The sequence below is a fragment of the Methylobacterium sp. J-118 genome, assembly GCF_057836565.1.
In genome coordinates this window covers 34254-54183 of sequence record NZ_JBYQFA010000003.1, presented here as the reverse complement: position 1 = coordinate 54183, position 19930 = coordinate 34254, and the positions used below count along the sequence as shown (strand labels likewise).

At 64.6% G+C, this 19930-nt stretch carries 27 protein-coding genes, 1 tRNA gene and 3 pseudogenes; 17 read left to right on the top strand and 14 right to left on the bottom strand.

Translation table 11 applies throughout. The features are described from left to right. The first annotated feature begins 1119 nt into the window (after window positions 1–1119). Window positions 1120–1195 (top strand) — tRNA-Cys (locus AC3IF3_RS29425). Window positions 1196–1929: 734 nt separating this feature from the next. Beyond that, on the top strand, window positions 1930–2382 hold the full coding sequence (locus AC3IF3_RS29420) for a cupredoxin domain-containing protein (protein WP_489231542.1): 453 nt from the start codon (window positions 1930–1932) through the stop codon (window positions 2380–2382). A gap of 90 nt (window positions 2383–2472) precedes the next feature. Here the strand turns inward: AC3IF3_RS29420 and AC3IF3_RS29415 are convergent, their stop codons facing one another. Next, a complete protein-coding gene (locus AC3IF3_RS29415) occupies window positions 2473–2826 on the bottom strand; it encodes a hypothetical protein (RefSeq protein WP_489231540.1) in 354 nt (117 codons plus the stop codon). A 194-nt stretch (window positions 2827–3020) separates the two neighbouring features. Here AC3IF3_RS29415 and AC3IF3_RS29410 point away from each other — a divergent pair, with 194 nt between their 5' ends. Continuing rightward, window positions 3021–3212 (top strand): hypothetical protein, encoded by a 192-nt coding sequence (locus AC3IF3_RS29410; protein WP_489231539.1) that lies wholly within the window; start codon window positions 3021–3023, stop codon window positions 3210–3212. Between the two features lie 23 nt (window positions 3213–3235). Here the strand turns inward: AC3IF3_RS29410 and AC3IF3_RS29405 are convergent, their stop codons facing one another. Beyond that, complete coding sequence (locus AC3IF3_RS29405) at window positions 3236–3508, bottom strand: helix-turn-helix domain-containing protein (protein ID WP_489231538.1); 273 nt, start codon at window positions 3506–3508, stop codon at window positions 3236–3238. Between the two features lie 53 nt (window positions 3509–3561). Between AC3IF3_RS29405 and AC3IF3_RS29400 the strand changes: the two genes are divergently transcribed. From AC3IF3_RS29400 to AC3IF3_RS29380, 5 genes are all read left to right on the top strand, one after another. Beyond that, window positions 3562–3813: a hypothetical protein gene (locus tag AC3IF3_RS29400; protein WP_489231536.1), complete on the top strand. Its 252-nt coding sequence runs from the start codon at window positions 3562–3564 to the stop codon at window positions 3811–3813. A 50-nt stretch (window positions 3814–3863) separates the two neighbouring features. Continuing rightward, window positions 3864–4310: a hypothetical protein gene (locus AC3IF3_RS29395; RefSeq protein WP_489231535.1), complete on the top strand. Its 447-nt coding sequence runs from the start codon at window positions 3864–3866 to the stop codon at window positions 4308–4310. Window positions 4311–4384: 74 nt separating this feature from the next. Beyond that, the gene (locus tag AC3IF3_RS29390) at window positions 4385–4519 is read left to right on the top strand and encodes a hypothetical protein (protein ID WP_489231534.1); all 135 of its coding nucleotides are present in this window, start codon (window positions 4385–4387) and stop codon (window positions 4517–4519) included. A 496-nt stretch (window positions 4520–5015) separates the two neighbouring features. Beyond that, on the top strand, window positions 5016–5549 hold the full coding sequence (locus AC3IF3_RS29385) for a hypothetical protein (RefSeq protein ID WP_489231533.1): 534 nt from the start codon (window positions 5016–5018) through the stop codon (window positions 5547–5549). An 87-nt stretch (window positions 5550–5636) separates the two neighbouring features. Next, complete coding sequence (locus AC3IF3_RS29380) at window positions 5637–6041, top strand: hypothetical protein (protein ID WP_489231532.1); 405 nt, start codon at window positions 5637–5639, stop codon at window positions 6039–6041. A gap of 73 nt (window positions 6042–6114) precedes the next feature. On the opposite strand, the gene AC3IF3_RS29375 is transcribed toward AC3IF3_RS29380, so the two are convergent. Further along, complete coding sequence (locus tag AC3IF3_RS29375; protein WP_489231530.1) at window positions 6115–6861, bottom strand: Crp/Fnr family transcriptional regulator; 747 nt, start codon at window positions 6859–6861, stop codon at window positions 6115–6117. A gap of 348 nt (window positions 6862–7209) precedes the next feature. Between AC3IF3_RS29375 and AC3IF3_RS29370 the strand changes: the two genes are divergently transcribed. Both AC3IF3_RS29370 and AC3IF3_RS29365 read left to right on the top strand, forming a co-directional pair. Beyond that, the gene (locus tag AC3IF3_RS29370) at window positions 7210–7470 is read left to right on the top strand and encodes a DUF6894 family protein (RefSeq protein WP_489231528.1); all 261 of its coding nucleotides are present in this window, start codon (window positions 7210–7212) and stop codon (window positions 7468–7470) included. Between the two features lie 59 nt (window positions 7471–7529). Then, entirely contained in the window at window positions 7530–7853 is a 324-nt protein-coding gene (locus AC3IF3_RS29365) for a chemotaxis protein CheB (RefSeq protein ID WP_489231527.1), read from the top strand. A 71-nt stretch (window positions 7854–7924) separates the two neighbouring features. Here AC3IF3_RS29365 and AC3IF3_RS29360 read toward each other — a convergent pair whose 3' ends face one another. From AC3IF3_RS29360 to AC3IF3_RS29345, 4 genes and pseudogenes are all read right to left on the bottom strand, one after another. Continuing rightward, window positions 7925–8227, bottom strand: a complete 303-nt coding sequence (locus tag AC3IF3_RS29360; protein WP_489231526.1) for a hypothetical protein — start codon at window positions 8225–8227, stop codon at window positions 7925–7927. Further along, window positions 8224–8433 (bottom strand): hypothetical protein, encoded by a 210-nt coding sequence (locus AC3IF3_RS29355; RefSeq protein WP_489231525.1) that lies wholly within the window; start codon window positions 8431–8433, stop codon window positions 8224–8226. The genes AC3IF3_RS29360 and AC3IF3_RS29355 overlap by 4 nt, the downstream gene beginning before the upstream one ends. 260 nt (window positions 8434–8693) lie before the next feature. After that, a pseudogene (locus AC3IF3_RS29350) lies at window positions 8694–8852 on the bottom strand (HU family DNA-binding protein); the annotation flags it as partial. A 56-nt stretch (window positions 8853–8908) separates the two neighbouring features. Beyond that, the gene (locus AC3IF3_RS29345) at window positions 8909–9115 is read right to left on the bottom strand and encodes a hypothetical protein (RefSeq protein WP_489231524.1); all 207 of its coding nucleotides are present in this window, start codon (window positions 9113–9115) and stop codon (window positions 8909–8911) included. Window positions 9116–9334: 219 nt separating this feature from the next. Between AC3IF3_RS29345 and AC3IF3_RS29340 the strand changes: the two genes are divergently transcribed. Further along, window positions 9335–9853 (top strand): PAS domain-containing protein, encoded by a 519-nt coding sequence (locus tag AC3IF3_RS29340; RefSeq protein ID WP_489231523.1) that lies wholly within the window; start codon window positions 9335–9337, stop codon window positions 9851–9853. Window positions 9854–9917: 64 nt separating this feature from the next. Here AC3IF3_RS29340 and AC3IF3_RS29335 read toward each other — a convergent pair whose 3' ends face one another. Then, window positions 9918–10184, bottom strand: coding sequence for a hypothetical protein (locus tag AC3IF3_RS29335; RefSeq protein WP_489231521.1), 267 nt, complete (start codon window positions 10182–10184; stop codon window positions 9918–9920). Between the two features lie 345 nt (window positions 10185–10529). Here AC3IF3_RS29335 and AC3IF3_RS29330 point away from each other — a divergent pair, with 345 nt between their 5' ends. The 5 genes from AC3IF3_RS29330 to AC3IF3_RS29310 all read left to right on the top strand — a co-directional run bounded on the left by AC3IF3_RS29330 (window position 10530) and on the right by AC3IF3_RS29310 (window position 16980). Then, complete coding sequence (locus AC3IF3_RS29330; protein WP_489231520.1) at window positions 10530–11321, top strand: helix-turn-helix domain-containing protein; 792 nt, start codon at window positions 10530–10532, stop codon at window positions 11319–11321. A 432-nt stretch (window positions 11322–11753) separates the two neighbouring features. After that, window positions 11754–13445, top strand: coding sequence for a methyl-accepting chemotaxis protein (locus AC3IF3_RS29325; protein ID WP_489231519.1), 1692 nt, complete (start codon window positions 11754–11756; stop codon window positions 13443–13445). Window positions 13446–13452: 7 nt separating this feature from the next. Continuing rightward, entirely contained in the window at window positions 13453–13755 is a 303-nt protein-coding gene (locus AC3IF3_RS29320; protein ID WP_489231518.1) for a hypothetical protein, read from the top strand. Further along, window positions 13712–15991: a putative bifunctional diguanylate cyclase/phosphodiesterase gene (locus AC3IF3_RS29315; protein WP_489231517.1), complete on the top strand. Its 2280-nt coding sequence runs from the start codon at window positions 13712–13714 to the stop codon at window positions 15989–15991. Before AC3IF3_RS29320 ends, AC3IF3_RS29315 begins: the two co-directional genes overlap by 44 nt. A gap of 134 nt (window positions 15992–16125) precedes the next feature. Then, window positions 16126–16980: a BLUF domain-containing protein gene (locus AC3IF3_RS29310; RefSeq protein ID WP_489231516.1), complete on the top strand. Its 855-nt coding sequence runs from the start codon at window positions 16126–16128 to the stop codon at window positions 16978–16980. Between the two features lie 35 nt (window positions 16981–17015). On the opposite strand, the pseudogene AC3IF3_RS29305 reads toward AC3IF3_RS29310, so the two are convergent. The 6 genes and pseudogenes from AC3IF3_RS29305 to AC3IF3_RS29280 all read right to left on the bottom strand — a co-directional run. Continuing rightward, a pseudogene (locus tag AC3IF3_RS29305) lies at window positions 17016–17366 on the bottom strand (hypothetical protein); the annotation flags it as partial. Beyond that, a pseudogene (locus AC3IF3_RS29300) lies at window positions 17264–17680 on the bottom strand (recombinase family protein); the annotation flags it as partial. The pseudogenes AC3IF3_RS29300 and AC3IF3_RS29305, both read right to left, overlap by 103 nt. After that, window positions 17677–17889 carry a hypothetical protein gene (locus tag AC3IF3_RS29295; RefSeq protein WP_489231515.1) on the bottom strand — a complete coding sequence of 71 codons (213 nt, stop codon included), beginning with the start codon at window positions 17887–17889 and terminating at the stop codon, window positions 17677–17679. The pseudogene AC3IF3_RS29300 and the gene AC3IF3_RS29295, both read right to left, overlap by 4 nt. A gap of 220 nt (window positions 17890–18109) precedes the next feature. Next, window positions 18110–18529, bottom strand: coding sequence for a hypothetical protein (locus AC3IF3_RS29290; protein WP_489231514.1), 420 nt, complete (start codon window positions 18527–18529; stop codon window positions 18110–18112). Beyond that, complete coding sequence (locus AC3IF3_RS29285) at window positions 18526–18921, bottom strand: phage holin family protein (RefSeq protein WP_489231513.1); 396 nt, start codon at window positions 18919–18921, stop codon at window positions 18526–18528. The genes AC3IF3_RS29290 and AC3IF3_RS29285 overlap by 4 nt, the downstream gene beginning before the upstream one ends. 9 nt (window positions 18922–18930) lie before the next feature. Beyond that, entirely contained in the window at window positions 18931–19374 is a 444-nt protein-coding gene (locus AC3IF3_RS29280) for a hypothetical protein (protein WP_489231512.1), read from the bottom strand. Between the two features lie 164 nt (window positions 19375–19538). Between AC3IF3_RS29280 and AC3IF3_RS29275 the strand changes: the two genes are divergently transcribed. Continuing rightward, window positions 19539–19901 carry a CsbD family protein gene (locus AC3IF3_RS29275; protein WP_489231511.1) on the top strand — a complete coding sequence of 121 codons (363 nt, stop codon included), beginning with the start codon at window positions 19539–19541 and terminating at the stop codon, window positions 19899–19901. Window positions 19902–19930: the final 29 nt, after the last annotated feature.

The following is a 19930-nucleotide window of genomic DNA, read 5'->3' as shown; positions in this document are numbered from 1 at the left end:
CCGCTTCCGCGTCCAGCGCGACTTCTAATTTCCCAGATCGGGACCGGTCGTTCTCCAAAGCGGCAGTCTTGATGTCCCCTTGCTAAGGGACCCCACCTAGCCCGGCCGAAAGGCCGGGCTTTTTGTTGTGCGGGTTCCGTTACCTGATCGCCGCTTCACCGGCCCTGCCGCCTAGAGCTATGGCCAAAGAGATCCCTACCCGTCACGGCATTGTCGGACTTCTTGGAACAGAAGGTGGGACATGGCACGCAGGTAAAGACCTTCTGGAATGCTATGACAGCCGCGGCTATGGTGACTGTAGCACCTCCGCCGGGTTAGAGCGTGTTGCGCTTCTCTCCGAAAAGTTCCTACAGTTCAGCCATCCCGCGTTCCCGAGCTTCGGCCTCGGTGTCATAAGAGATCGGGGCGTGAATCTTGTGCGCACCGTCGGATGAAATCAGCAGTCACCGAAAGCCTTGCGGTCGAAGTGAGCAGCGTCGGATCAGGACGCTGTATGTGGGCATGTAGCGTCTTGGCATGTCACCAAGAATGCCATCTCCAGCGATCGGAACAAGACGGTCACGGCGGCGCCTCACTGTCGTCCGCTTGAGAATGTGGGAAGCTGGCGCCTGCGGAGAGCAAAGCCTGCACCAGCGCATTCAACTGTGCGATCGTGACCGCTGGCTCACCGGGACTGGCCTCAGCCCGCATCACGGCGCTGATAGGTACCTTCGCTCGCGTTGCGAGTTTCCTAGGGTCCCAGCGGATTGAGGAGCGCGCTGCACGGAGTTGAGGACCGGTGATCACCCCTTCCGCTCCTGGTCGTGTCTATCCTCAGCCTGACCTTGCCGCGTCCGTCACCGCAGGGTCAATCGTGCCGTGCGGCTATAAAGTAGACGATCGCCCCTATGACCCCGATAGCGATCAGAACGCCGATGACCAGCCATATGTAGCCGTTGATCACGCGTTCACCCCTTCCGCTCCCGGAACCGGACCCCGGCCCCCCCCCGCCATTCTCGGGGATGAGCTCTGGGCCAATGGGCATGGTAGGTAGGAGCTCACTAAGCTTCTTAGCAGCCATCTGAGGATCCCTCACCGCGCTACCTTGAGGCTGCATAGGCGCTATGGTTCAAAGGCGATGGCCAGGTGGGCGAGTGTCCAGCCAGGAGCCTGCAAAGCTCCGCACGTCCGGTTCAACTCCGGGCCCCGGCCTCCAAGCTGCCTTCTCTTTCATTCGCTGGGTTGCGCACCAGGATCAGCAGATGGGAAGCTGGCGCCCGCAGCCTGCAGGGCCTGCATTAGGGCGTTCAAATGTGCGATCGTGACCGCCGGCTCGCCGGGGCTGCTTTCAGCCCGCTCCACAACGCTCACAGGCACCTTGGCATGCCGGGTCAGATCTCCAGGCGCTCAGCGGATAGAAAGCCATGCTGCGAGGAGCTGCAGACCTGTGATCACCCTAATCTGCTCCTATGAATGATTGACGGCCGCGTCGGCCCGTCTCTCATGGGGACGACGGAGACGCGAATTGTTCCCGCCGCTCGATCCGGTCACAGCTTGCAGGTGACTTCTCCGAGCTACCTCACGCGGTAAATACCAGCGGGAGTGCGCCGCGAATATCCTACGCAGCTCCGCTGATACCGCCAAGGAAGGCCACTTCTCAACTTGCGATGCGCTTCGATACTAGGGTGAGCTGGTCGGTGCTGAGGGTTCCGGCAACACCAACCACAGCTATAGTCGGCGCGATGACCACCAAAAGAACCATTAAATCAAATTTTGTCCTGTTAGATAGATAATTTTATTGATAAAACAATCATAAGTCAGTATCACAAACCTCTGTCCATAATTACTAAGTTCTGCGACCTTGTGTCTGGGAACGTCAGTCAGCGAAAATGCTTTCGCTGATGCCAGCCTTTGTTTTTAGCTGCGCATCATGAAAGAAAGCATATCATCATGCAGCGTATTCTCGCTGGTACGGCTTCCCTGGCGACCCTCCTTCTCATCAGTTCCACCTGCGCTCAGAGCAAGTCGTTAGAAGCGCCATCAAGCGATGCGATGCCGCCAGTAGAATTGGTCATCAGCATGAAAGACGGGAAACCAGTTTGTGATCCCGCAGAGATCCTTCTGCCGGCCAACACCAATGTCTCTCTACACATCATAAGCAGCGCCGACGCACCCATCACAATTACAGCGCCTGGTCAGTTTGAGAACGGCTTAGTCCTACACGCCGACGGAGACCTTATTCACATTGCCAGCGAGAAGGGCTATACAATCAAGCAGAAGGGCCAGGGAATACTACGCCTAAGGACGATGAAGCCTGGACAGGAAGAGTACGCCTGTACCAGCAATCGGAATGCGAACGACCCGTTCAAGGGTAAGCTGACTTTGACCCCGCCCGCGGGCTGAATGTGACGATCTGATCCGCCTTCGGTTTTGTTTCCCCTCGCTCGATCCAACCTTGGGCTGGCGAGGGGGTACACCGTTGACATCTGTCCTCTACGGCAGAGCGCCAGCGATTTCCTTTGCTTTCAGGATGGTATCGCGGCAACCCTCAGCATCGCCGGCTTTTTCCTGAGCGGCTGCTTTCTCCACCAAGCTACGCGCTTCCTCCACGCCTCCAGCGGAGGAACGATCAGCCGCATTGCTTGGCATGGATGTTGGAGCTTTATCCAAAGCCTTATTGGTGCCGAGCGGTGTTGCGCCAACTTGGCTTTCACCAGCGACCGTGCGTGCGCCGGAACTGTTCAAGCGCTTTTGCAGTGTCGTCACTTCTTCTGAGCATGAAGACGCGAAGGCCGAACCACCTGCAAGGAGGAAAGATGCTATTGGGAGAATAAGATATGGTTTCATGGGCAGCCCTCTTCGTGCCTATCGCTCAGCAATTGTCGCTGCCAGGCTTTACAGGCTGTCCTTCGGGGGCTTTCTTCGATCCATCATCTTTTGTGGACACCCCAACGTTGTTCATCGCTCCGACTGTGCCGGGAGACTCGCCCTTGGCACCGGGCGATACCATGCCGGTCGCATGACCATCGACACTTGAGCTGGTGTCTTTGGTCGAGCTCAACATGTTTGTAGTTGTGCCCACATTACATGGGGCAGCAATCGAGGCGCCGGTTGATAGTACAATGATCGCAGCAGTGGCGACGATAGTTGAGATTTTGGACATGCTTCCTCAAGAATTTTCAATCATGAAGGAAGCGCACCTAGTCGGCGTTGTTCCTGCTTATGCGGTGTGACAACTACCCACACCGACAAAATGTTAGTTTTTCCGCTCCCGAAACCGGATCCCGGCACCACCGCCGTTCTCGGGAATGAATTCCAGGCCGGCTGCTTCGAGGGTGCGCCGGATTGCGGCTTCGTTGGCTGCAGTCACCCCAAGGGCACCTTCCTGCATCTCAGCTCGACGCACGGTAGCGACCCCGACACCGGCCGCGTCGGCCACATCCTGAGCGGTCCAGCGCAGGATAGCGCGGGCAGCGCGAAGCTGTTGGCCTGTGATTTTCAAAATATCACCTGAGCGCCAGTTGATCATTGAATGATGGAGTGATATTCAGACTATCACACGGTCACTGAGCGATCAATGCCATGCCCCACCGCACCGTCTCCTGGACACGCCTCTCCCGCAGCCTGCACGACAGCAAGCCGGTAATCCCCGCCGGCCTGCTCTCGGCCCGCGCCCTCATCCAGTTCAGCGCTCGCACCCGCCCCCTCGCCACCGCCGGCCAGTACGACCGCGCCGCCATCATGGCCGCCGCCTGCAAGGCCGCCCCCGGCATCATGGAGCGCTGCGGCGTCTCCCGCCGCGAGGCGATGTCCTCCGCCCTCAAGGCCGCCTGACAAATCGCTAAGGCTGCCCGCCGCGCCGCTGCTCACTGAGGCCCGCACCGATGTCCACCCGCATCAACCGCCGCGCCCTCGCCGCCGGCCTCCTCGCCGCCACGGCCGCTCCCGCTGCTGCCAAAGGTGGGCACAGCCTGCCTACCCTCCGCGGCGACGATACCGCCCGGCTCCCCGACCACGCCGCGCTCTGGGCTCGCATGCCGCTCCCGTTCACGCCCGCCGAGGCGTGGCACCGGCTCTCGCCCGCCACGCAGGCCGAGATCGGCGCGGCCGTCATCGGCATGGTGCTGGCCGAGTACGTCTCCGGCGACATGCATGGGGACCACGATCGCTTCTACGACGACGCTTTGCGCGACGACGCCATGGACACTGGCAGCGATCTGCTCACCCGCATTGAGCAGCGGCTGTGGGTGTTGTTCCCCGACCTCTACGGCCCCGAGGGCGATCACCCCGCCTGGGCCCTGACTTCAGGCATGGCGCCGCCCACCGCCTGACCTGACGCGCCCCACCGCGGGGCGCCCCCTTCACCACCAAGCCGACCCCACGAGCCCTCACCGGAGCCCGAACGATGACGCACGTCCGCATCCCAGATTTCAGCCAGCCCGCCCCGGTCCGGCGCGCTACCGCGGCGCACGCGCCCGCCAAGCGCCGCCGACTCCCGGTGGATCGCCGCTACCGCAACCTGCCGGACGACGCAGCCTGAGCGCGCCGAGCGCCGCGCCCGCCTGCTGGCCGCTTATGCGGAGGACCGGGCACGGCGCCGGATCAGCAACACCGCGGGGTTCGGCACCGTCGAGGAGCGCGCCGCGGATCTTGTTGGGCAACGCCTCTGGCTCACAGCCCGGGAAGTTCTCGCCCTATCGCCGCCCGCCACCACTGACGGTCTCGCTCTCGCGGCGCTGGCCGCCGCGATCCTGGCAGAGGCCGAATACACCAACAATGACCTGGCCATCACCGCCGCGGTCGGGCTGACGCGTGCCGTTCTAGCGCTCACCGGCACCCCTCTTCCCGATGGCTTCGTGGGCTTCGGCGATGAGCCGGACCACGAGGACCGAGACGAAGCCATCTACACCGGTGCCGGCTCCCTACCGGCATGGGCCATCGCCCAAGCCAAGGCCGAACACGCCGCCTGACTGCCGCCACCGCGCGGCGCTCACCCTGCCGCGCCTCCTGTCATCCTGCGATCCCGAAGGCCGCCCGTGCCCTCTCTCAAGCTGCCCAGCCTGTTCCGCCGAGACCAATCCCACCAGGCCCTCAAGGAGCGCGCCGCTGATCTGAAAGCCGATCTCGGCCAGCACGTCGGGAGCCCCCAGGCCGCTTCCGAACCGCCCCTGCCTCCCGCAAAGCCCAACGACGATACTGAGCTGCTGCGGCTCGGGCACCAGTTCGAGGCGGCCCGTGCCCGCGAGGCCGCAGCCATCGCTGCCTGGACTGTCGTGCTACCCGCCGAGGATCTACGGTTGGAAGCCGATGCGGCCGACGCTGGCGACGCCGCCGCTACCCTAGCGCACCAGTTGGCGAGCCAACCGGCCCTCACGGCAGAAGGCTTCCGGGTCAAGCTTCGGGTTCTCTCGCACTACAGGCGCAACGCGCTGCTGAGCGAAATTTGCGACCTTCCCGACCCGGATCAATCCCTGTCGCACTCGCTCTGGCGCGACATGCAGCGTGGTCCGCCCGTGGTCGACGACGGCCGCACCGTCGACATCGCCGAGGCCGAGCGCCGGGACCGCTGACAGCGGCTCCCCACTCCTCTGTCGCCGTGCGTACCGCCCCGGCCGGATCCCGCCGGGCCCTCCCTTCGTCGTGACCCGAGACACATCATGGGCGATGTCTTGACCTTCACCCTCCGTCCGAAACCGGCCGCTCCAGATCTGGAGCCGCTGACCGGGCCCGCGCTCCGCGCCAGCCTGGAGGAGGCGGCACAGATCGCCCTCGACGCGGCGGACCGCATCATCGCCGTGCTCGACCTCATGGACGGCGATGCCGATCACGAGGACGGCGCCGACGCTGAGCCGTCCCTGGCCGCGCCGGAGAACGCCACCGGCTCGCAGGTGGTCTACATGCGCGGGAACGACCAGGACCGCGAGACCGAGGCGCCCGAGACCGTGCTGCCGGGGGTGGCGGCCGAGCCGTTGCTCGAGGCGGACATCCTGCCCTGGCGTGGCCGCGGCAACGTCATCACGGCGGCCGGCGTGGCGCTCCTCGAATTGCTGGAGCGAGCCTGATGCTGAGGTTCGCTTGGGGTGGTGAGTGGACCTTGAACCTTCGCCCAGGATGGGACGTTCCGCAGAAGCCAGTCTACGACGTACCCGAGAGACTACGTTCGTCATCGTCGCGTGGGTTCAGGTGGAGATACTTCGGATCAAACTCGGCGAAGTCCATCAATCGCGAAGCGTTGGGAATGCGCAGGCGCTTGCTCTTCCATTCGAGCAGGCCCTGACCTCGCAGATCTTGAAGGACCCGGTTCACGTGCACGCTGGTGATACCCAACGCGTCAGCAAGATCGTCCTGGGTCATTGGAAATTCGAAACTATCCTCGCTCACCAAGCCTACGACTCGCAAGCGCACGAGCAACTCGCAGACGAGATGCGCCATCTGCCGGTTGGCTTCGTGTTGCCCCATGTTGACGAGCCACGCCCGCAGCGTGCCCTCATCGACCAGGGTCGCCCACCAGAGCGCTCGCGTGATGCGGGGGTGGTGAGCCGTTAGATGCATGATGACCGAGCGCGGGATATCCACGATGGTGCAGCCCCAGCTGGTGCCGATGCTGTGGTCCATCTCGCCGAGGATAGCCACGTGCAGGTCGCAGAAGTCGCCCGGTACCAGGAACGCCATGATCTGGCGCCGCCCATCGGTCAGGGTTTTGTAGCGGCAGGCGAAGCCTTCCACGACGAGGTGCACGTTCTCTGGCCGCTCGCCTTCGGGGCTGATGTCCGTACGCCGCGCGACGCGACGAGTTCTTCTGATGAGGTCGTGTAGGACGGCACGGTCCTCGTCGGTGAGACGCGCTCCGTATTCGAGCTTCATGATCAGCGGGTTGGACATTCGTGCTCTCTCGCGGCTCGGCCGCGCTGAGAACGAGGAACCGTGAGGCTTCCTTCCGCCATCAGTCGGACGTCGGTCCGAGACCGAACAGCTGTATGTGCGGGGCAAATCCCCAACCCAAATCAAGTTCCGATTTATTACATATGTGGGTCATTTTAACTGCTATCGCTCGGTTCTGGGTTGCTGCCTCAATCTATTCAGCCTGCGCAGTCATGTGGCTTGCAAATCAAATGTGTGTTGTGGCGCCTCTCGGTCGGACACGGCACAGAAAGGCATCGTTGGCTGATCGACCGTAGGCGCTGACGGCTGGGTGAGGCGAGCGCTCCCGCCTGCGACGCGGAGGGCCTGATGCCCCGTTTCTTCATCGACACTTTCGACAGCATTGTCGCCATAGATGACGTCGGCCAGGAGTTGCCGGACGAGGCTGCTGTGCGGGAGGTTGTCCGCAAGACTTTGGCCGACATGCTCGGGTCCGAGCATAAGGGACGGCCCGCTGCTCAGTACCGTGCCGAGGTTCGCGACGAAGCTGGCATGAACATACTCACCGCCTCTGTGCTCATCGTCATCGATAAGGCGCCGGAGCGGAAGGCAGCCGAAGCTGCCGAGTAGCTCGGACATTCGGCCAGGCGTGACTGAGCTGCGCTTGCCCGGTTGATTGTAGCAAGGAAATGGGCGCCATCGTCGTCATTGCCAGCTCTGCTAGCGGCCGCAAACCGCTTAAGCGGATCGTCGAGGCTTTGCCGTCAAACTTCCGCGTCTCCGTGTTCGTCGTGCAGCACATTGGGGTAAACCCGAGCGTCCTTCTCGAAGTCCTTAGCCAACGCGCCAGTCTTCCGGCCACCTTCGGGCGGCACGGGGAGATCATTGAGCGCGACCACATCTATGTCGCCCCACCCGACTACCACATGCGTTTGGGTTTCGGTGCGATCCTTCTCGATCAGGGGATCAAGGTACACTTCGCGCGTCCGGCCCGACCGGGCCGACGCACGTGAGACCGCCATCACCGCGGCGTGAGCTGGGCTGCCGCCGCAGCCGGGAGGAGCGTGAGATGAGTTCGACGTGTTCAACCACCCGCCAGGAAGAGCACCTTCCGGAGCATGTCGAGCAGATCGTCGACCTCGGCCACTGCAGCGACGAGGCTGTCGACGGATCCTCGCCACGGGTCCGCCAGGCCGTGCGGCACTTCCGCCAGCATCGTCCTGACGCTGGCCACCTGCTCTCGTCCAACCTCAATAGCGGCCTTGATGAGGGCCGGATCGACCAGCACGAGCGTTCCGTCCGGAGCTCGGCGACCAAGCAGTCGCTCCGTCGCCTCCGAGCTTATCGCCAGGGTGTGCAGGTTGGTCGGCGCGAGATCGGCCGTCACGTGTTTGTGCCCGACGGCGGCAGTGGCGGCAGCTCCGCCAGATCCAGCAGCACGCGCGCGCCTCGGATCGCCGCCACCGTCTCGGGCGTTGTTTCTTGCGAACGCGCACGGTGTTCCAAGTCCGCCAAGCGGATGCCGAGCACCTCGGCCCGCCGCCGGTTCTGGTCGGGTGGAAAGTCGCCCAGTAGGCCGATGAGCTCGACCATGAGCAAGGAGGGTAGAACCGTCTCGGCAGGAGATTGCATGCGCCTGACCACCCGCACCCGGAGTTGGGCAGACTGCACTGTGTTGAGCCCGCGTACACTTACACAGATCAGATCCAGCTCCAGCTATCCGCCGACAGTCACACAGCGTACGGTAGGCTCGCGGATCCTGACGGAAGCGCTGTCATGGGAGACCTGATCACCCTCCCCGTCGCACAACGCGAGCGACTGCGTGAGGTGCACAGCTACGTGTTCGCGGCCGGTACGGGCAAAGTACCGAAGTCGCGCAGTTCGACGCGGGTACCGTCCGCCAGCGCGTCGGTGATCCGGTTGAGGATGGCGTCGACTACCGCCTCGGCATCCTTGGCGTAGAGGTGCGGGTTCTGCTCCGCGATGCGGGCAACAAGCTTGGATCGGATCATGCCGGGTTAGTTGCCGAGATCCCGGAGAAGGTGCAAGCACGACCCGGCAGCGGCCCTTACTTTCGCTCCTCTTCGTCCACTTTGCTCCCGACAGCATTGCCATCGGAGTCGGGCTTGAAGAAATCCTCGACCGGTCTGCCAAGGACGTCCGCGAGGCGCTTTAACGTCCGCAGCTTGTGCTCGCGCTCACGTGTCGCAGCGGCCTGCTCCCCCGAAGGGAGGCGGATGTCGCGGCCGCTCTTTGTGTCGCCCTCGCCCATCATGCCCCGTGGTATTCACGATCCTCTGATTGAGTACCCCAGTTGCGATGCTACGGAAAGTTGTGAAAATGCAGCTCCCATGGTCGTAAATGGCATAGGTACTCAATGCCGCGTCGGTCGTCGCAGAACGCTCTATCTTCAGCCTCACTACCGCTAACGACCCTCAACATCGGCATATGGGAGGATGATGTTTTCTCCGACCGCATCCGTGGCGATGCGGTCATGGCTGCGATGTACGGGCTGTCCGAGGATGAGGCAGAGCAAGGGCTTTCGTGGGCGCATCTCAGCACACGCTTCCATCCGGATGACCTGCGAGCGGATCCAAGCCCCCAGCGTCACGTGCGCCAGGAAGGTGGTCTGTTCGTGTGGGAGCATCGCATCGTGCCCGTACCTGACACCGTCCGTTGGGTGTTGGCACGTGGTCATTTCCAAAAGGACACAGATAGTCGGATGCGTGGGCGCGGGATCGTCATCGACATCACCGACAGCCGGACCGATGGACAGATCGATGGGCCAGCAAGCTTCGTCGCGGCCTACGAGGCGCCGGGTGCTGTTCTGGAACGCATCGCTGATCGCGCGATCGAAGCCTGCGAGCTGATCCGCACCCTGGAGGCGGACAAGTCGGTTCATCTCCGTCTGCTGATCGATGCCCTCTTGCATGAGGTCGGTTGCCAGCTCGCGACTTCGCTGCAGGACGATCCGCCAGCTCCGAAACGGCCGCGGAGCGCCAGGATCCACTGAGCGTGGTCCGTAATATCAACGCTCCCCCGCCCCGTGAGCAGATCGGGGCGGGGCCGAGCGAGGGTTACGGTGGGGTCGGCTGCGCCCCCATGACGACCGCCGCCACGGCCGTCCGGAATGTCTTATCCTGCGGGCCAGCCCGGTCTCTGATCTCCTCGCGACTGAGCTTGAGAGCGACGAGCGCTGCGATGTCGATGCTGTGCCCGCTCGGGAAGCGATAGGGCCCAGCCGCCGGATCCCGCAGGTAGACGTCGATCGCCGCGACGATCTCCTGACTTGTGATGATACCTGCCTTGCGCAGGTCCGCGAGGGTCGAAGGTCCTGCCGGCATGGTCGCGCTGATCATTCCCTGACGTTGACTTAACCGTGCCGCCCGGCCGACATGCCATGTCCGGCTGGCGCGCGCCTCGCGCGAGTCGCCGGCACCATCAGGAGACACCGCCGCCGCAAGTCGACCCCTGAAAAGCCAACGGCCCCCCAGTCGCCAAACTGGAGGGCCGTCGAAATCAAAAGGGCCTGTGAGGCCGGTATCGCTACCCCTCACAAGCCATGAGACGCCCCCGGGCGTCAAGCGGGAACGCCAATTCCCGCAACGATGAGGCTTTGCCTTGTGGACCGGACGCCCCCGTGGCGGCCCGGAACGACCTGTTGCGGCCCTTTCACGGGGCCGAGACACGTGTTCGCAGACGAGATCCGCCGCGCGATCGAGGCGGCCGACCGAATCACCCTGCCATCCGTCACGGCGCTGCTGTGGCGCGCCTATGGGGAGGGGAAGGTCACGGAGGCCGAGGCCGAAGCTCTGTCTGGGCTGATCGAAACGCGAACGCTGTCCAAAAATGGACCGCGATCCGGACAGAGCCCGAACTCAGGGGGAACAGCCAAGCATTCGATCAACCTGCCCGCGCAAAAATGCGTGGGAAGCCCCAGGAGGCTCGGCGTCGGCTCCCGGCCACGCACGGGCGCCTCGATGGAGCGCCGCCGCCGCTGGGCAGCCTCTGGTCGCATGCCGCTCGGTCTCGCCGCCAAGTTCACCCACGCCGAGCAAGGCGTGCTCGCCCTGGTCGCTGCCGAGACCGCGCGCCGGGGCGACTGCCGGCTGGCGGTCGGGCACATCGCGGCGATCGTCGGCGTGTCCGAGACCACGGTGCGCAACGCCATCCGGGAGGCTCGCAAGCTCGGTTTGGTCACGGTCGAGGAGCGCCCTGTCACCGGCTTTCGCAACCTGCCGAACATCGTTCGGATCGTCTCGGCTGAGTGGACTGCCTGGCTGCGCTTGGCCCGGAAGGGATCCGTCCCTCAGGGGGGAGGGTGCAAATCCCCGCAGCGCACGCCTACTGAAGTTCTAGTCCTGTCAGAATCGGGGAAAACGGAGCCGAAAAAGGGCTGCCGACAAGCGGCGGGCGACCCCGACCGATCAGACCGTGCAAGAATCCGCGCGGGTGGTGGAGGCGGTCGAGCCATGCAGTGACGGTCTGCGGGCGGACGGTCTGACGAACAGATCCGATGGTCCTTTTCCGTATTGGCCTGTGCTTTTGCGGCAAGGCAGTCGATCGGAGGATCGTGGCATCCGCAGATGTGGGAAGGTGCAGCGTTCCGTCAGATCTCACATTCCATCCTGAGCGATACGTCGGAAAGTTATCAAATGACGCAGTTGTCGACGACGAGGTGATAGGCCTTATTCCGCGAGTAAACGCGCAATTAGGGGTTGCATCTTGATGCGGCAGATGTAAAAAACAGTCATTTGATGTGGTTTAGCGTCTATTTGAAGACCTATGTTGTCCAGCTAGTTCGATATAGAAGGAAATAAACCATCAATTAACGAAGTCACTCAATATTGTTGTCAATCTCGCCGCTGACTGCAGAGCGAGGACTATCTATATTTCTGCGAGAAGCATGAACCATGCGCCTGCACCTCTCCCTCAAGGCGGCACTCTCGGCCGCCTTCGGCCTGCTCGCCCTCATCGCCGCCGGCCAGGGCGCACTCTCGATCTTCAAGCTCGCAGGGATCCGACACTCCGTCACCGAGGTCGCGGCGAACTGGCTGCCGTCCGTCGTCGCTGTCGGTCAAATGCGAGAGCTAGCCTCCGAGGTCCGGATCAAGCAGCTGCGTCTGCTCATATTGTCCGATACGCCAGCTCATCTGACCGAGAACGGGGCCAAGCTCGTCACAACCCACGAGAAGCTTGCTCAGGCGCGAAGGACCTACGAGCCACTGATCTCCTCAAAGGAGGAGCGCGTGCTCTATGATGCCTTTGCTTCTGCCTGGGGACGCTTCGAGCAGGCAGATGCCGAGATGCGGCGCCTGATGGAGGCCGGTCAGCAGCCGGCTGCTCTCAAGCTGATGAGCGCACCCGAGACTGCAAACCTCTATGACGAGGCCCGCGCCAATCTCTCGCGCGACGTCACCCTGAACGAGCAGGGGGCTCGCCGGGATGCCGATGCAGCCATGTCTGAAGCCGATGCCGCCTCACTGGCCACCTACGTCGCCGTGACACTAGCGCTCGCCGCCGCTTGCGCCGCCGCCGCCTTTGGCCTGCTGCGCGTCTCGCGTCCGATCCAGACCATGACCCAGGCGATGGATGTGGTCGCCGGCGGCAATGCAGAAGCCGAGGTGCCGTACCGTGCGCGCCGCGATGAGATCGGCGCAATGGCGGCCGCCGTGCAGGTGTTCAAGGACAATCTGATCCGCACCCGCCAGCTGGAGGCTGAGACCGCGCAGGCGCGACTGGCCGCCGAGGAGCAGCGCAAGGCCGGGATGCGCCAGATGGCCGACGGCTTCGAGGCCGCGGTCGGCGGCATCATCGGCATGGTGTCGTCCTCTGCGACCGAGCTGCAGGCCACGGCCGGCTCGATGTCGGCGATGGCGGGTGAGACTTCCGCCCAGTCCGGCGCGGTGGCCGCCGCAGCCGAAGAGGCCGCCGCCAACGTCAACACCGTCGCCGCCGCCGCCGAGCAGCTCGGATCGTCGGTTCAGGAGATCGGACGCCAGGTGGATGGATCGGCGAGCCTCGCGCACCTCGCGGTAAGCGAAGCCGACCAGGCCGGTGTTCTGGTGCAGGAGCTGAGCGCCGCGGTCGCGCGTATCGGCGACGTAGTCGGGCTGATCTCGACCATCGCCGGGCAGACCAACCTGCTGGCGCTCAACGCTACGATCGAGGCGGCGCGCGCGGGAACGGCTGGTAAGGGCTTCGCCGTGGTCGCCTCCGAGGTGAAGGCCCTGGCCGAGCAGACCGCGAAGGCCACACATGAGATCTCCGGACAGATCGCTCAGGTCCAGGCCTCGACCGGTCAGGCGGTCACGGCGATCGCCGGTATCACTGGGCGGATCCGCGAGATCAGCGGTGTGGCGACCTCGATCGCAGCTGGCGTGGAGGAGCAGGGCGCTGCCACCCAGGAGATCGTGCGCAACGTCAGCCAGGCCGCGATGGGCACCGGCGAGGTGACACACAACATCGCGGGTGTCGCGAGTGCGGCCGAGGACACGGGCGCAGCAGCCAGCCAGGTACTGGGTGCGGCCTCGGAGCTGTCGCGCCAGTCCGAGCACCTCGCAGCCGAGGTCGGCCGCTTCCTCGCCACCGTTCGGGCAGCGTAAGGCGGTCATGGCCGAGATCTTCCCGATCAGCCCTCGGATCAACCCTGAAGGCGCTCGTCGGCTGAGCGCGTCTCTGACTGAGATGGTCGAGCAAGGCGTCGCTGGCCCGCGTGGGCCGCAGATCCGCAGCTTGGGCCTGTCGTTGGAGACACTGGCGAGGACGCTGCGCCATGAACTCGCGCGGATCGGCGCGAGCGATGATCTGCGCGATTGCCTCGCCACGGTTGAGCGGCTCGCCGCCCTCGCCCGCGCCTACCCCGATCCGAATGTCGGCGCAGCGCCCGACATGGAAGGCGACCCCATCCGCTGACTCGGCCGCGCTCACCCGTTCGATCCGGAGCCCTCCCGTGCCACCTTCACATGTGCAGACTGACGAGGAGGCTCGGCTGCAGGCGCTGGCCGAGCACGAGATCCTCGATGCCGAGCCAGACCCGTCGCTCGCCCACATCGTCGAACTCGCCGCCCGCCTGCTCGGCGCGCCAGCTGCCTTCGTTTCCTTTGTCGATCGCGATCGGCAGGTCTTCCACGCCAAGGTCGGCCTGAGCTTGTGCGAGACCGACCGTGACATCGCCTTCTGCGCCCGGACCATCGCGCAGACCGACATTTTCGTCGTGCTCGACGCATCCCAGGATCCGCGGTTCCGCGACAATCCGCTGGTCACCGGCGCCCCGTTCATCCGCTTCTACGCCGGCGTGCCGCTCCGCACCGGGGACGGCCATGCCATCGGTACGCTCTGCCTCGCCGGTCCCAAGCCGCGACGCGCTTTCACGGGCCGAGACAGGCGTATCCTCGCCGACCTCGCCCGTCTCGTACTCGACCGGCTGGAGCTGCGCCGCGTCGAGGCGGCCCGGCGCGCGACGCAGTCGCGCTTCGAGCATATCGCCGACACCTCGTCGGACGCCATCATCTGCGCGGACGCGCACGGGCGGGTGAGCTTCTGGAGCACGGCCGCCGAGCGCTTGTTCGGGCATACGGTCGCCGAGGCTCTGGGCCAGCCCCTCGCCATCCTGGTGCCCGAGCGAATGCGCGGCGGCCACGAGGGTGACCTGTGCCGGATCGCGCGCGGGGCGGCGACGCGGCTTCTCGGCCGCACTGTCGAACTCATCGGCCGGCACAAGGACGGCCGCGAGTTCCCCGTCGAGCTGTCCTTGTGCACCTGGGCCGAGAACGGCCACGCAGCCTTCGGGGTGATCGCGCGCGACGTCAGCCAGCGCCACATGGTCGAGGAACGCCTGTTCCGTCTCGCGCATCTCGATGCCCTGACCGAGCTACCGAACCGAGCCGTCCTGCGCGGCCGGATCGAGGCTGCGATCCTGGAGGATCGCCCGGCGGCGGTGCTGATGCTCGACCTCGACGGCTTCAAAGAGGTCAACGACGCGCACGGTCATGCCGTAGGCGATGCCGTGCTTCGGCTGGCGGCCCAGCGCCTTCGCGCCTGTGTCGGGACCACGGGCGTCGCAGCCCGCTATGGCGGCGACGAGTTCGCGGTCGTGCTGCCCGGCGTCGGTGATCCCTTGGTGGCGGATGCCACGGCCAAAGCGGCGATCGATGCCCTCTCCGAGCCGTACCGCGTCGAGGAAACCATCTTGCGACTCGGCGCCAGCGTCGGCGTGGCGCTAAGTCCCGCCCATGGGGTGCGAGAAGACGAACTGCTGGCTTGCGCCGATGCCGCCCTTTACCGCGCGAAGATGGATGGACGCGGGCGTGCCTACCTGTTCACGCCGGACTTGCGCGAAGTCGCACAGCGCGAGCGGGCATGCCGCGACGGGCTGCGCCGCGCCTTCGAGCTGGGTGAGTTCGTGCTGCACTATCAACCGCAGGTAAGCCTGTCCGACGGGGCACTCATGGGCGCCGAGGCCCTGATCCGGTGGCAACATCCTGAACTCGGCTTGCTCATGCCGGCCGCGTTCCTGGAGGTGCTCGACAACGGTCCGGACGCGGCCCGGGTCGGCGACTGGGTGCTGCACACCGCCTGCGCCCAAGCACAGGCTTGGCGGCAAGATGGCGTACATCCGTTCCGGATCGGGGTAAATCTCTGCGCGGCCCAGTTCCGAGGCGGCGGTTTGGTCGAGCGAGTCGCAGCCGCGCTCGCCGAGACCGGGCTGCCGGCCCACGCCCTGGAGTTGGAGATCACCGAGACGATCATTCTGCGTCACGATCCGGAGGTGCTCGCCGCCCTGCAGGCCCTGCGCGCCATGGACGTGGGCATCGCGTTCGACGACTACGGCACCGGCTACGCCTCGCTCAGCTTGCTCAAGCGCTTCCCGTTGACCCGATTGAAGATCGACCGCGGCTTCGTGAACGGCCTGTGTGAGGACCGGCACGACGCAGCCATCGTGCGGGCGGTGATCGATCTCAGCCGCAGCTTCGGGCTGGAGGTAATCGCCGAGGGTGTTGAAACCGAGGAGCAGCGCCGGCGTCTACTCGCGAAGGGCTGCCAAGAGGCGCAGGGTTATCTGTTTGGCCGCCCAATGCCACCGGCGGAATTCGCCGCGCGCTTCAATTTATGCCAAGATCATATGCGCCGCATGTCGACTTTTACATAGAAGCGTGTAATGACAATAACCGATACAGCATGTTCAGACTGTTTAATGTAGGCATGGTGACTGATAATTTGTTGCTTTATGTGCTCCATTGACCAGACCTCTCCTATTTAATGGACCATCCTCGGATCTTGACCATGAGCATGCTGTATCGCCTCGTCTATGCCAGCAGGAACCTCCTGACAGGGACTGAGGCTGAGGCTGCCGTTGAACACATCCTGACAGCATCGCGCCGGAACAACGAGCGCGTGGGAGTCACCGGCGCGCTGATGTTCAACGGCGGCGCCTTCGCGCAGGTGCTGGAAGGGCCGCAGAAGGGCGTCGAGGAGACGTTCGAGCGCATCCAGCGCGACCCTCGCCACGGCGACGTGACGGTGTTGGAGGGTGGCCCGATTAAGGTGCGCGGCTTCGTGAACTGGTCGATGGCCTTCGTCGGGCAGTCGGCACGCGGTCAGGCGCTGTGGAATGAGCTGGCGGTGGAGAGTGGGTTCGAGCTCAAGCGTCTGGACGCGGATGCGGTGTTCACGATGCTGCACGATCTCGTACTGGAGGAGGAGGCACTTGGCGGTCCTATCGACGCTCCGGCCCTCGACGCTCCCGCCCCGCGGTCGCTCGATGTGTCGCAGCTGCGCGAGGAGTTGGCGCGCCTCAGGCCTGAGGCGGTGGCAAGAGCCGGACGGGATAGCACGAGCCCGGACCAGAAAGGCGCCGTTCCCGTTGCTGCCCTGGCGATCTTGAAGGCTGCCTTAGCGGACGAGCGCGGCCGGACAATGGAGCTTCGAGGTACGGTGGACGAGCTGCGCGTCGCCATGGCTGAGATCCACGTCGCATGCGACCGGTTGCGGGCCGAGCGCGATCTGTGGATGCACCGTGCCCGAACCCTGGTTGCGGTCCTCAACGAGGATCCGCAGGAGATCCGTAGCGCCCCTCGTGGCCCCGAGGTCCCGGCCGGACAGAGTATGGTGGCTGTGTCAGACCGCGCCGTCGCTTAGGCCACATACACCACGGCTCAGGTCGGCTTGCTCGATTAGGCATAAGGCCCACCGAACAAATCGCCGTGCGCCTTCCGCCGGAACAGGGTGCGCCAACGCCGCCGCTGATGCTCCGGCCGGTCGTGGATCATGTGGCAGCGCTGGCAGAAGGCCGCGAGGTTGGCGTCGGCGTTGTTCGCGGTGTCGTGGTCCCGATGGGCTGCAGCCAACACCACCCAAGTCCGGCGAGCTCGTCCAAGGATGTCAGCCTCCGCAGCTATCCGGATCCGCCTGCCCCAGCCATCGCGCCAGCGGCTGCCAGCGCCGCCTTGGTGCGTGACGAGATCATCTTCCGCTCGGCCTGCGCGACGACGGCCATGATGCCGACCACCAGCTCGTTCGCCTCGGGCATGTCGGCCGCCACGAAGCGCACGCCGGCCTTCTGCAGGTTCAGCAGGAAGGCGGCATCACGGGAGAGGCGGTCGAGCTTCGCGATCACGAGCGTCGCCCCGTGGATCCGGCGGAGCGCTAGGGCGTCGGCGAGGCGGGGTCGCGTGTCCCGCGCCCCGCTCTCGACCTCTACGAGCTCGGCTACGTGCCGCCAGGATCCGCCGGCGAGGAAGTCGGCCACGGCCTGGCGCTGCGCCTCGAGGCCAAGCCCTGAGCGCCCCTGACGGCCCGTAGAGACCCGGAGGTAGGAGACGAAGGCCCCGGCGCTCACCGGCGCTTCTCTTGAGCCTCGGCGGCGTCCTGCATGGCCTTGGCCCAATGGGGGCACGTGTGGGTCCGCAGGTCCTTCAGGTGTCGGCGCTCGTGTACGTGCTCGCACATGCGCACGAACTTCTCGGCCCAGGCTCCGGCATCGGCGGCCCCCTCCTGATCCGTCCGGAATTCCGTGAGGCCGCAGCGCGGGCAAACGGCCGTGCTCATGGGCTTCCCGTTCCCTGTGGCCCTGAGTGACCGATGCACGAACGGACGTTCAACCGGATGAAACACCGGCCCGCGATGACGCCGGCGACACACCACGGCTTCCTGGAACCGGTCTCAAACTCATCTCAGGATTATCCGCGGCGGTGCGGTCGGGAGCGCGCGAAGCCGGGATGCAGCCCAACGGCTGGTCCCGGCTTTTCATGCCGGCTTCCCGAAGGGCTTACTTTGTGATCCGAACCGAGACCGGATCGCTGCCAGGGAAACTTTCTTCCAGCGCGTCGTCAAGCCTTGCGTGCATGCGGTCTGGATGGTTCTCCGGTAGATGGCGATCCGTCGTCGCCACTGCTGTTCCAGCGGTGATATCCACCAGACGTCTCCGCTCCGCCGCCGTTCGGAAGGTCTCGTAGACGAGCAGCCCAAAGCCAGCCGCGATCAGCAGCGCCGGCACTGGATTGACCCGCACATCCTCCACAAACCGCTCGACGGTTGCGCTTGCCGCCTGCCCTGACCGGCGGAGTTCGGCAAAGTCACGTGGGATCCCAGGGCGATTGAACCGGGCCTGCAGATCGGCCAGCGTCCGGTCCAGCCGCCCACGGCTCGCCTCGACGTCCTGCTCCAGTTTGTCTGGCGAGTCGCTCATGTGTCGATCCGATCCGTGAGAACCTGGGCGTCCTGTTTGACCTGCCGCCCCGTCCGGGTCGGCTCCAGCGTGGACAGGGACGTCTTGTTGCGTCCGAACAGCCCAAGACCGATCGCAAGAAGGAGGAAGACGCCACCCACGATCAGCGCGGCGAGCGCATCCGATTGCATGAGGACGGCGATGCCTTTCACCAGGGCTAGGAGCAGCGTGAACAGGCCTGCGATGGCGAACACGGCCGCTACGATCAACAGGCTGAGACCGAGGCTGATCCGGTGAACGCCCTGCGCTATTTCGGTACGGAACAGGGCGATCTCGCCGCCGACGAGATCCCGCAGCTCGCGGACCGCATCGCCGACAAGGATCGGGATGCTGCGCAATCCTGGCTCGGCCATTCTATCCCCCTATGCGTCCGGCGGCGGGAAGGCGTCGACTGGCACGACTGCATGAGAGCGCGGGATCGCCCGAAGCTTGGATGCATTGAAAATGCGGAAAAGCGCGAAGCCGGCAGCAACAGCCGCCGCTGTCGCCAGAGCGGGCCGGCGTCGAACCGCAGCGTGGACCTCGTCGTACATTTCGTTGAAACTGCGGCGCGAGATGTCCTCGGCCAGCACATCGACGCCGAGTGCGGCCTGATCGAAGAACTCCTTCAACTGCGGCAGGCTATTGAAGCTGGCACCCGTGTCGCGGATGGCACTGCCGATGTCCGACACTAGGCGTGCCGCGTCGGTCTTGCGCTTCTCGACATAGCCCTGAGTTTGATCGCGCAGCGCGTTGGCAAAGCTTTGCGCTTCGCCAAAACCTGGATCGGCCGCGCGCCCCTGATCATTCTGAGCACCGTTCGGCATTGGGCCGCTCCTCCGAGGCACTCTCGATGAGGAGGAACCATAAGTACCTCATACGGTTCCGCTGCATCGCCGACTGCGTGGTCTTACCGTCGAGACGAAAGGCGCTCCTGGCGCGTTGTTGGCCCGATGTCCCCAATCCGTTCGGATACTGAGGAGGGAGAGCCATGGACGAAGATCGTGTCAAAGGCGCCGCGAAAGAACTCGGCGGCAAGGTCAAGGGCGCGGCTGGCGACCTGACCGGGGACAAGCAGACCCAGGCTGAAGCTAAGGTCACCGAGCTGAAGGGCTCGGCTCAGAACCTGTACGGGCAGGCCAAGGACACGCTCAGCGATGCGGCCGAGCAAGCGCGGGAATTCGCGGGCGATGCGTTCGACAAGGCTCGCGAGCGCTATCCAGACGCGCAGCGGGTGTACCAGCGCGGCAACGAGGCGTTAAGGCCGCACGCGCAGGAGTCACCTTTAGGTCTTGCCATCTTGGCCGGCGCGATTGGCTATCTGCTCGCCTTGGTCATTCACGGCCGCCGATAGAAGGGCGTGGTCAGTGCGCGAGGCCAGGC

Excerpts from the sequence above, each read along its gene's own strand:
- AC3IF3_RS29370 (WP_489231528.1), top strand. The coding sequence starts at position 7,210 with ATGCCCCGTTTCTTCATCGACACTTTCGACAGCATTGTCGCCATAGAT.
- AC3IF3_RS29390 (WP_489231534.1), top strand. The coding sequence starts at position 4,385 with ATGACGCACGTCCGCATCCCAGATTTCAGCCAGCCCGCCCCGGTCCGG.
- AC3IF3_RS29295 (WP_489231515.1), bottom strand. The coding sequence starts at position 17,889 with ATGAGCACGGCCGTTTGCCCGCGCTGCGGCCTCACGGAATTCCGGACG.
- AC3IF3_RS29380 (WP_489231532.1), top strand. The coding sequence starts at position 5,637 with ATGGGCGATGTCTTGACCTTCACCCTCCGTCCGAAACCGGCCGCTCCA.
- AC3IF3_RS29315 (WP_489231517.1), top strand. The coding sequence starts at position 13,712 with ATGTCGGCGCAGCGCCCGACATGGAAGGCGACCCCATCCGCTGACTCG.
- AC3IF3_RS29405 (WP_489231538.1), bottom strand. The coding sequence starts at position 3,508 with ATGATCAACTGGCGCTCAGGTGATATTTTGAAAATCACAGGCCAACAG.
- AC3IF3_RS29345 (WP_489231524.1), bottom strand. The coding sequence starts at position 9,115 with ATGATGGGCGAGGGCGACACAAAGAGCGGCCGCGACATCCGCCTCCCT.
- AC3IF3_RS29355 (WP_489231525.1), bottom strand. The coding sequence starts at position 8,433 with ATGGTCGAGCTCATCGGCCTACTGGGCGACTTTCCACCCGACCAGAAC.
- AC3IF3_RS29365 (WP_489231527.1), top strand. The coding sequence starts at position 7,530 with ATGGGCGCCATCGTCGTCATTGCCAGCTCTGCTAGCGGCCGCAAACCG.
- AC3IF3_RS29275 (WP_489231511.1), top strand. The coding sequence starts at position 19,539 with ATGGACGAAGATCGTGTCAAAGGCGCCGCGAAAGAACTCGGCGGCAAG.
- AC3IF3_RS29310 (WP_489231516.1), top strand. The coding sequence starts at position 16,126 with ATGAGCATGCTGTATCGCCTCGTCTATGCCAGCAGGAACCTCCTGACA.
- AC3IF3_RS29325 (WP_489231519.1), top strand. The coding sequence starts at position 11,754 with ATGCGCCTGCACCTCTCCCTCAAGGCGGCACTCTCGGCCGCCTTCGGC.
- AC3IF3_RS29415 (WP_489231540.1), bottom strand. The coding sequence starts at position 2,826 with ATGAAACCATATCTTATTCTCCCAATAGCATCTTTCCTCCTTGCAGGT.
- AC3IF3_RS29290 (WP_489231514.1), bottom strand. The coding sequence starts at position 18,529 with ATGAGCGACTCGCCAGACAAACTGGAGCAGGACGTCGAGGCGAGCCGT.
- AC3IF3_RS29375 (WP_489231530.1), bottom strand. The coding sequence starts at position 6,861 with ATGTCCAACCCGCTGATCATGAAGCTCGAATACGGAGCGCGTCTCACC.
- AC3IF3_RS29285 (WP_489231513.1), bottom strand. The coding sequence starts at position 18,921 with ATGGCCGAGCCAGGATTGCGCAGCATCCCGATCCTTGTCGGCGATGCG.
- AC3IF3_RS29400 (WP_489231536.1), top strand. The coding sequence starts at position 3,562 with ATGCCCCACCGCACCGTCTCCTGGACACGCCTCTCCCGCAGCCTGCAC.
- AC3IF3_RS29280 (WP_489231512.1), bottom strand. The coding sequence starts at position 19,374 with ATGCCGAACGGTGCTCAGAATGATCAGGGGCGCGCGGCCGATCCAGGT.
- AC3IF3_RS29395 (WP_489231535.1), top strand. The coding sequence starts at position 3,864 with ATGTCCACCCGCATCAACCGCCGCGCCCTCGCCGCCGGCCTCCTCGCC.
- AC3IF3_RS29335 (WP_489231521.1), bottom strand. The coding sequence starts at position 10,184 with ATGCCGGCAGGACCTTCGACCCTCGCGGACCTGCGCAAGGCAGGTATC.
- AC3IF3_RS29320 (WP_489231518.1), top strand. The coding sequence starts at position 13,453 with ATGGCCGAGATCTTCCCGATCAGCCCTCGGATCAACCCTGAAGGCGCT.
- AC3IF3_RS29340 (WP_489231523.1), top strand. The coding sequence starts at position 9,335 with ATGGCTGCGATGTACGGGCTGTCCGAGGATGAGGCAGAGCAAGGGCTT.
- AC3IF3_RS29420 (WP_489231542.1), top strand. The coding sequence starts at position 1,930 with ATGCAGCGTATTCTCGCTGGTACGGCTTCCCTGGCGACCCTCCTTCTC.